The sequence below is a fragment of the Arenibacter sp. P308M17 genome (assembly GCF_003426735.1).
Lineage (GTDB): Bacteria > Bacteroidota > Bacteroidia > Flavobacteriales > Flavobacteriaceae > Arenibacter.
Genome location: NZ_QVON01000002.1, coordinates 141,044 through 153,826, shown reverse-complemented (window position 1 = coordinate 153,826; position 12,783 = coordinate 141,044). Strand labels below are relative to the sequence as shown.

Below are 12,783 nucleotides of genomic sequence, written 5' to 3'. Positions count from 1 at the left end.
TTATTTGTAAATTTTAATAGCTAACGAGATAAGTATAAATTTGTAATTATCAATAAACACCATTTAAATTATGGAATACCGGATAGAAAAGGATACCATGGGCGAGGTTAAAGTGCCGTCCAACAAATATTGGGGAGCCCAGACCGAACGCTCTAGAAATAATTTTAAAATTGGTCCTGCGGCATCGATGCCCTTGGATGTGGTTTATGGATTTGCCTATTTAAAAAAAGCGGCGGCCTACGCCAACCATGAATTGGGTGTACTTTCCGAAGAAAAAAGGGATCGTATTGCCCAGGTATGTGATGAAATTTTAGAGGGTAAACACGATGACCAATTTCCCTTAGTGATATGGCAGACCGGGTCCGGTACCCAAAGCAACATGAACGTTAACGAGGTTATTGCCAATAGGGCCCATGAGTTGGCCGGAAAAAAAATAGGGGAAGGTGAGAAAACCATCCAGCCCAATGATGATGTTAACAAATCCCAGTCTTCCAATGATACCTTTCCTACGGGGATGCATATTGCAGCCTATAAAAAGATTGTGGAAGTTACCCTACCCGGAGTTAGGCAACTTAGGAATACCTTGGATAAAAAAGCCAAGGAATTTGCCAAGGTGGTAAAAATAGGAAGGACCCATTTAATGGATGCTACTCCCCTCACCCTGGGACAGGAAATTTCCGGTTATGTTTCCCAACTGGATCACGGACTAAAAGCCTTGGACAACACCTTAGATCATTTGAGCGAATTGGCGCTTGGCGGTACTGCCGTAGGCACCGGTCTAAATGCCCCAAAAGGCTATGATGTATTGGTTTCACAATATATAGCCCGTTTTACGGGACTACCGTTCAAAACTGCTGAAAACAAGTTTGAGGCCCTGGCTTCCCATGATGCCATAGTGGAAACACATGGCGCCCTAAAACAATTGGCGGTAAGCCTAAATAAAATAGCCAATGACATCAGGATGATGGCTTCAGGACCCAGATCGGGGATAGGTGAAATTATTATTCCCGCGAACGAACCTGGGAGTTCCATTATGCCCGGAAAGGTGAACCCTACCCAATGCGAGGCATTGACAATGGTCTGTGCACAAGTGATGGGGAACGATGTTGCCATAAGTGTCGGTGGAACCCAAGGCCATTATGAACTAAATGTATTTAAACCCATGATGGCAGCGAACATATTACAATCTGCCGAATTAATAGGGGATGCCTGTATCAGTTTCGATGAGAATTGTGCCATCGGAATAGTACCCAATCACGATGTTATTAGGCAGCTTCTGAACAATTCATTAATGTTGGTTACGGCCCTGAACACTAAAATTGGATATTACAAGGCCGCGGAAATAGCCAATACGGCCCATAAGAATGGTACCACCTTAAAGGAAGAGGCCATCAATTTAGGATATGTTACCGCCGAGGATTACGACGAGTGGGTAAAACCTGAGGATATGGTAGGTAACTTAAGTTAAAAATGACCAGTAACACTAAAAATAAAAGGCCAATCCCGAAAGATTGGCCTTTTTAGTTAAATGGATAGTGTTCCTTACTTTAACTGAAATTTGGAAGTTCCCAACAACTTTAGATTGTTGTCGTAAACATTTACCATATAGTTCCCTTTTTGGAATTCACTTGCCGGCTTGTCGATGAAATCACATACGTCCAAAGATCGGTTCTCATAGTAGAAATCGGTTCCTTTACTGTACGTTACCGATGCTCCAGAATCATTTGTTTTAGAGAAACTTTCTCCCAATACATTTCCTTGTGGATCCAAAACCTCAATTAAGAACTGTCGGTCACCAGCTTGGGCAATTACGTTGTCCGCAACGGTAAAACAAACTTTTAATTTATCTGTAGCCTTGGCCCTAGCGGTAGAAACCAATTTACCACTTGTTCTTTCCTTAACGGCATCAACGGAAAATTTGGATAAATTCAGAGCCGATCCTTTTTCCACAGCATCTGCCAATTGTGTATTTTGCACTACCAAGGAATCGTTGAAAACGGTCTGTTTTTCCAATTCAACATAAGTACTGTCCCTTTGCATTGCCAAGAAAGTATTGGATCTGGTTAGGGAATCCACTTTTCTTAACAACTGCTCCCTTTCCTTGGTCAGGATACCTACTTGTTTTCTGTAGCGATAAAGACTGGCAATATCGGTCTTCATTGTCTTAACGGAATCAATGTATTTTGCAATGTTGTCCCTGGCAGAAACCAATTCCTCATTGGTAGCGTTGCTTTCCAAGATGGCCTTGTCATACTCGGACTTTAAACTGGTCAGATCTTCAACGACCAATTCTTTCTCTTTAGTAAGTAATGCAGTGTTCTTTTGTTTATCCTGATATAAACTTACCGTGTATATGATTACCCCAAGTAAAATTACACCTAATAAGCCTGCAATAACTTTCAATCCATTATTACTTTTTGTTTCAGTCATAATTATAATTATTTATTTTACCTTAAATTTATTTGTTTGTAACACTCTTATATACGATCCGGTTTGGATTTTAGATTTTTTTTGTTAAAAATAATAAAATTACGGCCTAAGATTACAAAATGTTTGCCTTAACTTTAGGGAAGTAGTGTTTTATCATGATGTCCCGAAGTATGGTTCCTATTAAATTCTGGCAGGAAACAAGGTTTACGAACCTTAATCCGGTAGGGATGGAAATATTTTAAAGTTTAGCCTGTGTACATTTATGTATGGAAAGTATGGTTTATAACCATTGAAATGGAAAGTGAAATCTCTTCTGTGATAGTAGTGTTAAGTTAACCGTGAAATGACTTCTCGACTCCGCTCGAAGTGACGATAGATTGTCTGGTCGAGCGGAGTCGAGACCTGAATTCAATGACAAAACATCCTTAACATAACAGTAGTAATGATAAAACGAAATTATTAATGATTTAAAAAACGATAATTATGCACTGTTCAAACTACCTTATTACAGCAGCCTTATGTATGGGCCTAGTGACCATGGGCTGCAAGGAAAAAACCAAGTCCGGCCCTGAGAGCGCAAAGGCCCTTGGTCCCAACACTGAAAATACGATTTCCAGTATTGAAATTACTCCCATAGAGCACGCCACAGCGGTTTTGGATTGGGATGGAACCATTATCTATATAGATCCCGTGGGAGGAAAGGAGGCTTTTGCGGCCGTTGCGGAACCGGACCTGATTTTGATCACCGACATCCATGGGGATCACTTTAGCCTGGAAACCCTACAGGCCTTGGAAACCCAAAAAACCAAAATAATTGTTCCACAAGCTGTGGCAGACAAAATACCTTCGGAGTTTACTCCGCAGTTGGATATTCTGAACAATGGGGATACCAAAGAGCGCTATGGTATTTCCATTGAGGCCATACCTATGTACAACCTTAGGGAGAAAGCCAAAGATTTTCATACCAAAGGAAGGGGAAATGGTTATGTGCTCAGTAAAAATGATCAGAGAATTTACTTTTCAGGCGATACCGAGGATATTCCTGAAATGCGCGCCTTACAAAATATAGATAAGGCCTTTGTCTGTATGAACCTGCCATATACCATGACGGTTGAAAGTGCTGCGGATGCCGTGCTGGAATTTAAGCCCAAACAGGTTTATCCCTATCATTACAGAGGAAAGCCCGAAGTTGGGGATGTGGCCGAATTTAAAACCTTGGTAAACTATAGGAATCCCGCTATCGAGGTAGTGCAATTGGATTGGTATCCCAAGGAAGATTATTAAGGTATTGTCGGATTTTGAGGCCCTGATTAATCAAAAAAACACTTTCTCTAGCGCGAGCGTCTACGCTCGTGCTTACAATCACCGCTAGCGCAAGCCTGTCTGCCGACTAAGGCAGGCCTGCCTCGCCGTCAGACAGGCGTCCACGCTCGCGCTTACAATCCCTTGCCCGCACTTACAATCCATTCCGTCTTCACTGCCTCTGGGTGGAATGGCTACCTTTCCTTATTAATATTAAAACAGTAAGCTTACCGTATCAACTTCTTATATTTTAGTCGCTTGGGTATTAGATCCCCGCCCAAACGTTTCTTCTTGTTTTCTTCGTATTCAGAGAATGATCCTTCAAAGAAATAGACTTGGGAATCCCCTTCAAAAGATAGAATATGCGTACAGATCCTGTCCAAAAACCATCTGTCGTGGGAAATGACCACAGCACATCCTGCAAAATTTTCCAGACCTTCTTCCAATGCTCTCAAGGTATTAACGTCCAAATCATTGGTCGGCTCGTCCAAAAGCAGCACGTTGCCCTCCTCCTTTAGGGTCATCGCCAAATGCAAACGGTTGCGCTCCCCTCCGGAAAGCATATCTACTTTTTTGTTCTGCTCGCTTCCCGAAAAATTGAACCTGCTTAAGTAGGCCCTGGAATTTACCTGCCTGCCCCCCATCATTATCAATTCCTGCTCGTCACTAAAATTCTGCCATATGGTCTTATTGGGATCTATATTGGAATGACTCTGGTCTACATAGGCAATTTTTGCCGTTTCACCTACTACAAACTCCCCTTTATCAGGTTGTTCCTCACCCATAATCATACGGAAAATGGTGGTTTTACCAGCACCGTTGGGACCAATAATACCTACAATGCCCGCTTGTGGCAATTTAAAATTCAAGTCCTCATAAAGCAATTTATCCCCATAGGCCTTACTTACGCCCTTGGCTTCTATTACATTGGTCCCCAATCGAGGTCCGTTGGGGATATAGATCTCTAGTTTTTCGTCCAATTGCTTTTGGTCCTGGCTCATCAACTTGTCATAGTTCTGTAAACGGGCCTTTTGCTTGGTCTGTCTCCCCTTTGCTCCCTGCCTTACCCAATCCAGCTCGCGTTCCAATATTTTCTGTCTTTTGGAAGCTGTTTTGCTCTCTTGGGCCATGCGCTTGGATTTTTGATCCAACCAACTGGAGTAGTTTCCTTTCCAAGGAATGCCTTCCCCCCTATCCAGCTCTAAGATCCATCCGGCCACATTATCCAAGAAATACCTATCGTGGGTAACCGCAATAACGGTTCCCTTATATTCGGCCAAATGATGCTCCAACCAATGAACGGATTCCGCATCCAGATGGTTGGTCGGCTCATCCAACAATAAAATTTCAGGTTCCTGCAACAACAATCTGCACAATGCCACGCGTCTTTTTTCCCCTCCGGAAAGTATCCCTATTTTCTTATCGGGGTCCGGGGTGCGCAAGGCGTCCATGGCAACTTCCAATTTGTTGTCCAGTTCCCAGGCATTGGTGGCATCAATTTTATCCTGAAGTTCGGCCTGCTTGTCCATGAGTTTTTGCATTCTATCCGCATCCTCATATACTTCGGGAAGCCCGAACATATCATTTATCTTATTGTATTCATCCAAGATGGCCACCGTATCCGCCACCCCTTCCTTGACTATTTCCAAAACGGTCTTATTTTCGTCCAGTTGGGGTTCCTGCTCCAGATATCCCACCTTATATCCTGGAGAAAAAACTACATCGCCCTGAAAGTTTTTGTCCACCCCTGCAATGATTTTGAGAAGGGTGGATTTCCCAGAACCATTAAGACCCAGAATTCCTATTTTGGCTCCGTAAAAGAAGCTTAAATAAATATTTTTTAATACCGGGGTATTGGCAGTTTTGTACGTTTTGGTAACCCCGGACATGGAGAAAATGACTTTCGTATCGTCCGACATATTAGTATTTGTTATTTAACTCGTTTATTTTAGTTTGAAGTAAGGTGTTTTCAATTTCCAATTATGGATTCTTTGGCGCAGCACAATTATGCTGCCAAGAATTGTTCTATACCCTTCCCTTTAAGGCGTTAAAAACCCATGCAATTGCGAAGAAACCTATTCCCACGGAAGCAAATCCCCATCCTGCTACATCATCATATCTAAAAGCACCCAGCGCTATAAGCGCAAGACCTACGATTATCATAATAAAGGTTGCCCATGCAAGTACTGTATTCTTATTCATTCCCATTTTTTAACTGGTTTGGTTTGTAGCGCTTCAAATATCGGAAATTTTACAAGAAATTGTCCCCTTGCAAAAAAACTTTATTCCTGAGACCCGTATTTCAAAAGCCGTACACTCCTTGAAATACGAAAGTCGAACGAATCCCACCTTTTTGGCGGGCTTTCTGGTTCTATACCCCGACCCTTGGGTTGGTTCATAAAAGGAATCCAAGGCCTCCCCTGGAGTTTAACACAAGTTATTCCTCAAAAGGAAATACGATTTCATTTTGACTTCTCACACTGTCTATTAAGCTTATTAAATCCAGACTGTTGTTATGGCTCCAGATATTGCTTTCCAACTGCCCTAGTTTCAGACAATGGTGAACCTCATTTATTTCGTAAAAATATCCTCTGCCGGTAGTCGGTAAGCTGAATTCCTCTTTTTCCCCATTTCTCTCAAGGATATATCCCTGCGCCTCGTGCCATCTTGTTGGCAAGTATATACTTCCACTTTCCCCTGAAATTTCAGCCTTCATTTCCGATCTACTGGTAAATCCTGAATATAGTATGGCCTGTGCCCTGACGTATTTAAAGATCATTGAAGTCTGTACCTCGGTACCATTGTCCTGAAAGTTGGAGGTAGACAAAATCCGGTCCGGTTTTCCGAGAAGTAAATAAGCAAGAAAAATGGGGTAAATACCGATATCCAATAAAGAGCCTCCGGCCAGTTCAGGGTTTAATACCCGTCCTTTAAGGTCCCTATCCAGGGCATAAAATGCAAAATCCGCATGTAGATAGGCCAATGGACCTATTTCCCCGTCTTCTATCAATTGCTTTACCTTCATGATGGATGGATTGAAACGGCTCCATAGGGCTTCCATTAAAAAAACCTTGTTTTTTTGGGCTGCCGCGATTATTTTTTTAACCTCTTCCCTATTTATGCCCATGGGCTTTTCACACAGCACATGTTTACCGTGCTCCATGGCCATAATGGATAGCTCGCAATGAAATATGTGGGGCGTGGCAATATATACGACATCCACTTCCTTGCACTCCAAAAGTTCCCTGTAGCTCCCAAAGGCATTTGAAATATTGTGTTCTAGTACAAACTCCTTGGCCTTGGCCAAATTTCTTGAGGCTGCTCCATATATTTGAGCCTCGCCCACCAGAGCCAGGTCCTTAACAAAATTACGGGCAATGTTGCCCAACCCGATAATTCCCCACCTTACTTTTTCGCCCATTTAGCATATCATTTAGTAAAAGTTAATAAATATAACTCCTTATCTTTATTGCGCAAAAGAAAGACATCTCAACATGGATATCAACTTCAACAAGAACGAAGACCACAATAAATTACTATTATCAACTTTAAGAAACAAACTGGCCACAGTAAAACTCGGTGGTGGAAAAATCAAGTTGGAAAAACAACATTTGAAGGGGAAATTAAGTGCCAGGGAGCGTATTGATCAACTATTGGACAAGGGCAGGGAAGTCATTGAAATCGGGGCCTTTGTTGGCGATGGCATGTACGAGGAGCATGGTGGGTGTCCGTCTGGGGGCGTTATTGTAAAAATGGGCTATGTACAGGGAAAACAGTGTATTGTTGTGGCCAATGATGCCACTGTGAAAGCGGGGGCTTGGTTCCCTATCACGGCAAAAAAGAACTTAAGGGCCCAAGAAATTTCCATTGAAAATCGCTTGCCCATTATTTACTTGGTGGATAGTGCCGGGGTATATCTTCCCATGCAGGATGAAATATTTCCCGATAAGGAACACTTTGGAAGAATATTCAGGAACAATGCTGTAATGAGCAGTATGGGAATTACCCAAATTTCAGCTGTAATGGGCAGTTGTGTGGCCGGCGGGGCCTATCTTCCCATTATGAGCGATGAGGCCTTGATAGTGGACAAAACGGGGAGTATTTTTTTGGCCGGCAGCTATTTGGTAAAGGCAGCGATCGGGGAGGTTATCGACAATGAAACCTTGGGTGGTGCCACTACCCATTGTGAAATTAGCGGGGTAACGGATTACAAGGCGAAGGACGACAAGCACGCTTTGGATACCATAAGGAACATTATGGGCAAAATAGGCGACTATGAGAAGGCGGGATACAACAGGATCCCTGCTGTAAAACCCAAGGAAAGGGAAGATGACATCTATGGTATTATTCCAAAATCGAGGACCGAACAATACGATATGCTGGAAATAATAAATAGGCTGGTAGATAATTCCGATTTTGAACAGTACAAGGAAGCTTACGGTAAAACCATACTTACCGGATATGCCCGTATAGATGGGTGGGCCGTAGGTATCGTTGCCAACCAGCGCAAGGTGGTCAAGACCAAAAATGGGGAAATGCAATTTGGCGGGGTCATTTATTCCGATTCAGCCGATAAGGCTACCCGTTTTATTGCCAATTGCAACCAAAAGAAAATTCCCTTAGTATTTTTACAGGACGTTACCGGGTTTATGGTAGGCAGTAAAAGTGAACATGGGGGAATAATTAAGGACGGGGCCAAAATGGTGAATGCGGTGAGTAATTCCGTAGTGCCAAAATTTACCGTTGTTATAGGAAATAGTTACGGAGCGGGAAATTATGCCATGTGTGGCAAGGCCTACGACCCAAGGTTGATCGTGGCCTGGCCCAGTGCCGAATTGGCGGTAATGAGCGGAAATTCCGCGGCCAAAGTATTGCTTCAGATAGAAACGGCATCGCTAAAAAAGAAGGGCGAAAAAATAACCGAGGCCCAGGAGAACGAACTTTTTAATAAAATAAAGCAGGGGTATGACAAGCAGATATCGCCCTATTATGCGGCCTCCCGTTTATGGACGGACGCGGTAATAGACCCTTTGGACACTCGCAAGTGGATCTCCATGGGTATTGAGGCGGCCAACCATGCCCCTATTGAAAGACCCTTTAATATGGGGGTGGTACAGGTTTGACAATATACTAATTAACCAATGTATCAATGTACTAATGTAGCAATTTGTTAATGTGTCAATTTGGGGATTTGGGGATTTGGGGATTTGGGGATTTGGAAATGTGTCAATTTGGGGATTTGGAAATTATTGAATGTAGTAATACCCCATTCAAATAAACTATAGCAAATTTAGTAGTGCCAATGTTTCCGGTCTATTTACCTTTCCACTACCGGTCTCCTCAAACTTGGGAACGCTAAATATTTCTTTGGGAATTTCAAACTTGGAAATGGTGTTCAGGGATTTGATTTCTTGGGACAATTGGTTCCTATCCATATTTCCCTCTACCACCAATACCAATTTTTGGCCCAAAAAGGCATCAGGGATACCCGCTACAAAAAATCTAGATTTTATCAGGACGGACATCTTAGATTCCAATTGTTCGGGGATCAGTTTTACCCCCCCAGAATTAATAACATTGTCATACCTGCCCAACCACTGGAACTCGGTGGGCGATATAAGGTTTACCAAATCATTGGTCACTATAATGGTGTCTGAAACTTTTGGTGCCTCGATCACTAGGCAATCCCTATGGTCCCTGGAAAGAAAAACTTCTGGAAGGGCCTTGAAATTCCCATCTTCAGTATCCTTGGCAATTTCCTTTACGGCAATATGGGTTATGGTCTCCGTCATTCCATAGGTTTCAAAAAGTTGGGTCTCCACCTTGCCCAGATCCGATTTCAGTTCAGGGGAAAGAGCTGCACCCCCAATTATTAAAGTGCTTATATAATTTAAGTGGGATATTGAACCTTGTACCTGCATGGGTACCATGGCCGCGAAGTCGTAACATTTGGATATACACTGCAAAGGATTGGAAGAGGGTTCTACAGTGTCCAATTCCCAGCCTAGGGCCAAGGCCCGGACCAACATCATTTTACCCGCAATATAATCGGCGGAAAGACATTGAAGGGCTTTTGTTCCGGGTCCCATTTTAAAGAAGGATCCGGTAGCCAGGGCGGAACTGACCATATATTCCTTCTTCAAGGTAATTACTTTTGGGGTACCGGTAGATCCGGAGGTACGGACTTCAAGGTTATCGAAATCGTCCAGCCAATCCAAAAGGAAATTTCCAATGGCCTTTTCAAAATCCATTCCTTCCTTTACCAGACTATATGCCAATTCCTGTAAATCCCCAAAATTATAATGGATTCCGTTAAATTTGAATTTGGGATGTATATGTCTAAAGGTCGGAATCATTTGCTTCCCCTATAATTACCGTTTCAGCAGTCCGCACATCGCCCATAAGGCGCTCCCTCCAATTCGTCCATCCGTATTTTTTTGAAAATACATATAAAAGGATGGGATAGATCACCAAAACCGGGACAAAAACATCCCAGCCCAATTCCGGTTCGGATATATCCCGATAGAGGGATTCGGTCTGGAATGCGGTCCAATCCGCGGTTACCAGAAGAGCGGTCAACAGATTATTAGCCGCATGAAAACCAATGGCCAATTCCAATCCTTCATCCATCAGCGCTAATATTCCCAGAAAAAATCCAGTTCCGATATAATAGACCATAATTCCATATCCCAATTTATCAACCTCAGGATTAAAAAGGTGCAACAATCCAAAAATCATAGAGGTAATAACCAAGGGAACCCATCTTTTGCCCGACATCAACCCTATGCCCTGCATTAGATATCCGCGCATAAAATACTCTTCAAAACTGGTTTGAAGCGGAATCAATAAAACCGAAATAAGGCTCAAGATAACAAAGGGCAACAGTTTAAAATTGAAGACATAATCCTCCGGGCTTAGGTAGATGTCCAAACCCGTAATCAATATTGTAATAAAACCCCAAAGGCCAAAAGCAAAGAATACCCTTTTCCAATCAATTTTCTTTCTGCTAGTGGTAAGTGAAACTATACTTTGCCTATGTACGAATTTAACGGTAAGAAAGGTGGCCAGAAGTCCGAATACAAAAGAAATGAGCATTAGGAAGAGAAATAGATTGCTGCCTACCAATTTGGACATACCGGCAACATCCGAGGGAAAGGTTTCCCCTCCAAAGGATTTAATTATTAGGACCCCAAGTAGTGGGATAGACCCCAAAAGTTGCCAGCCAATAAATATGACCAATACTCCTACAAGGTATCGCCAAGATTCATGATTTCCTTTATATCCCTGTTCTATATACATATATGCTCTATTAAATTATTTTCCCAATTTCCACTGTGTTCATAGGATATCGTTCCATTTTTCACCCTTAAAGGGCATTCAAAATTATTGGTGTACAATCCCCCGGTACCCAATCCCTGCGGCAAAGGGTTATTCAAGGTATAGGTCCATTGTGCTATGGCATTGAGCCCGATATTGCTTTCCAGGGCACTGGTGACCCACCATTTTATATTTAATTTCTCCGCAATTCCGATCCATTCCATACTTCCCCTAACCCCTCCGACCAAACTTGGCTTGAGAATGATATACTGTGGCCTTATGATTTGTAGAAGTATTTCCTTTTCCGTTACATCGGAAATCCCTATCAATTCCTCGTCCAAAGCTATGGGCACGGGAGCATTAAAGCACAACTCCCCCATTTCATTGACTTGGCCCGCCTTTATAGGCTGCTCTATGGAGTGTAGGCCAAAAGAGGAAAGGCGTTCCAATTTATGCATGGCCTCGGAAGGAAGGAATGCCCCATTGGCATCGACCCTTAGTTCAATCTCTTTTTCATTGTACTTGTTTCGAATAGATTTTAAAAGGGATATCTCCTTCTCAAAATCGATGGCACCAATTTTTAATTTTAAACATTTGAAACCTTCCCTTAATTTTTGTTGGATCTGTTGATGCATAAAATGTTCATCTCCCATCCAAATAAGACCATTAATTGCTATGGAGCTTTTGTTTTGGGTGAATTCTGAAGGATAAAGTAAAAAGGGATCTTTGGAATTTAGGGATAAAAAGGCTTGTTCCACCCCAAATTGAATACTTGGATACGGCATCAAAATCTCCCAAAGCCGGTCTTTACCCAAACTAATGTTCTTACAGGTCCATTTGAGCGTTTCCTCATAATCTGGAACATCATCAACACTTAAGCCCCTTAAAATACTACATTCCCCAATTCCTAATTTTTTATCATGTTCCAAAATCATAAAGTAGGTTTCTTTATGGGTCAGAACACCCCTGGAAGTACCACTGGGGCGTTTGAATTCCAGAATGTATTTTTTGTAGGTCGCTTTCATGAAATACAATTGGGTTATACCATTATGGACTCCCCTATTTCCAGTAGCCTTAATTCCTTTTCAGCTTTGAAAAATTTTTGCACGGCTTCTGTATGATCGATTTTTATATAACCAAAAGTATCATAATGACAGCCCATTATTTTGTTGCACTCTATAAAATTGGATGCTGTGATGGCCTCATCGATTCCCATAGTAAAGTTATCGCCAATGGGCAATACGGCAAGATCCAGTTTAAAGGACATCGGAATAAGCTTCATATCCATGGTCAGGGCGGTGTCTCCCGCTATATAAATTTGTTTCCCTTCGGAAGATAGAATAAATCCCCCAGGCTGGCCGCCATAAGTCCCATCAGGAAAAGAAGAGGTATGAATGGCATTTACATATTTTAGGCTGCCGAAATTGAACTTCCAATTTCCTCCATGGTTCATGGGATGGGCTTTTAGCCCTTTATTTTCATAATAGGTGGCAATTTCAAAATTGCTCACCACGGTGGAATTGTTCCTTTTTCCAATTTCCTCTACATCCAAGGTGTGGTCCTGATGGGCGTGGGTAACCAGGATATAATCGGGATTTAAATCATTAATGTCTATTTTGCCATTGGCCTTTTCATTTCCTGAAATAAATGGGTCTACCAATAGTTTTTTTCCTGCCGTTACAATTAGTAAGGAGGAATGGCCTAGATAAGTAATTTGCATGGGTCGGACTGTTT

At 42.3% G+C, this 12,783-nt stretch carries 11 protein-coding genes; 3 read left to right on the top strand and 8 right to left on the bottom strand.

Features of this window, described 5'->3' with window-relative positions:
• Positions 1–70 precede the first annotated feature (70 nt).
• Positions 71–1,468: a class II fumarate hydratase gene (fumC, locus tag D0S24_RS04715; protein WP_117018718.1), complete on the top strand. Its 1,398-nt coding sequence runs from the start codon at positions 71–73 to the stop codon at positions 1,466–1,468.
• A gap of 74 nt (positions 1,469–1,542) precedes the next feature.
• Here fumC and D0S24_RS04710 read toward each other — a convergent pair whose 3' ends face one another.
• A complete protein-coding gene (locus D0S24_RS04710; RefSeq protein ID WP_117018717.1) occupies positions 1,543–2,430 on the bottom strand; it encodes a hypothetical protein in 888 nt (295 codons plus the stop codon).
• A 483-nt stretch (positions 2,431–2,913) separates the two neighbouring features.
• On the opposite strand from D0S24_RS04710, the gene D0S24_RS04705 reads away from it, so the two are divergent.
• The gene (locus D0S24_RS04705) at positions 2,914–3,714 is read left to right on the top strand and encodes an MBL fold metallo-hydrolase (RefSeq protein WP_251795716.1); all 801 of its coding nucleotides are present in this window, start codon (positions 2,914–2,916) and stop codon (positions 3,712–3,714) included.
• A gap of 245 nt (positions 3,715–3,959) precedes the next feature.
• Here D0S24_RS04705 and ettA read toward each other — a convergent pair whose 3' ends face one another.
• The 3 genes from ettA to D0S24_RS04690 all read right to left on the bottom strand — a co-directional run bounded on the left by ettA (position 3,960) and on the right by D0S24_RS04690 (position 7,153).
• Complete coding sequence (ettA, locus tag D0S24_RS04700; RefSeq protein ID WP_117018715.1) at positions 3,960–5,651, bottom strand: energy-dependent translational throttle protein EttA; 1,692 nt, start codon at positions 5,649–5,651, stop codon at positions 3,960–3,962.
• Between the two features lie 106 nt (positions 5,652–5,757).
• Positions 5,758–5,940: a CAL67264 family membrane protein gene (locus D0S24_RS04695; protein ID WP_026809274.1), complete on the bottom strand. Its 183-nt coding sequence runs from the start codon at positions 5,938–5,940 to the stop codon at positions 5,758–5,760.
• A gap of 229 nt (positions 5,941–6,169) precedes the next feature.
• On the bottom strand, positions 6,170–7,153 hold the full coding sequence (locus D0S24_RS04690; RefSeq protein ID WP_117018714.1) for a Gfo/Idh/MocA family protein: 984 nt from the start codon (positions 7,151–7,153) through the stop codon (positions 6,170–6,172).
• Between the two features lie 73 nt (positions 7,154–7,226).
• On the opposite strand from D0S24_RS04690, the gene D0S24_RS04685 reads away from it, so the two are divergent.
• Positions 7,227–8,855 carry an acyl-CoA carboxylase subunit beta gene (locus D0S24_RS04685; RefSeq protein ID WP_117018713.1) on the top strand — a complete coding sequence of 543 codons (1,629 nt, stop codon included), beginning with the start codon at positions 7,227–7,229 and terminating at the stop codon, positions 8,853–8,855.
• Positions 8,856–9,011: 156 nt separating this feature from the next.
• Here the strand turns inward: D0S24_RS04685 and D0S24_RS04680 are convergent, their stop codons facing one another.
• From D0S24_RS04680 to D0S24_RS04665, 4 genes are read right to left on the bottom strand one after another with little or no spacing between them, the layout of a single operon-like run.
• Entirely contained in the window at positions 9,012–10,088 is a 1,077-nt protein-coding gene (locus tag D0S24_RS04680) for an AMP-binding protein (RefSeq protein ID WP_117018712.1), read from the bottom strand.
• The gene (locus tag D0S24_RS04675) at positions 10,072–11,031 is read right to left on the bottom strand and encodes a CPBP family intramembrane glutamic endopeptidase (protein ID WP_117018711.1); all 960 of its coding nucleotides are present in this window, start codon (positions 11,029–11,031) and stop codon (positions 10,072–10,074) included. Before D0S24_RS04675 ends, D0S24_RS04680 begins: the two co-directional genes overlap by 17 nt.
• Positions 11,022–12,074 (bottom strand): o-succinylbenzoate synthase, encoded by a 1,053-nt coding sequence (locus tag D0S24_RS04670; RefSeq protein WP_117018710.1) that lies wholly within the window; start codon positions 12,072–12,074, stop codon positions 11,022–11,024. The genes D0S24_RS04675 and D0S24_RS04670 overlap by 10 nt, the downstream gene beginning before the upstream one ends.
• Positions 12,075–12,088: 14 nt before the next feature.
• Complete coding sequence (locus D0S24_RS04665; protein ID WP_117018709.1) at positions 12,089–12,769, bottom strand: metal-dependent hydrolase; 681 nt, start codon at positions 12,767–12,769, stop codon at positions 12,089–12,091.
• Positions 12,770–12,783: the final 14 nt, after the last annotated feature.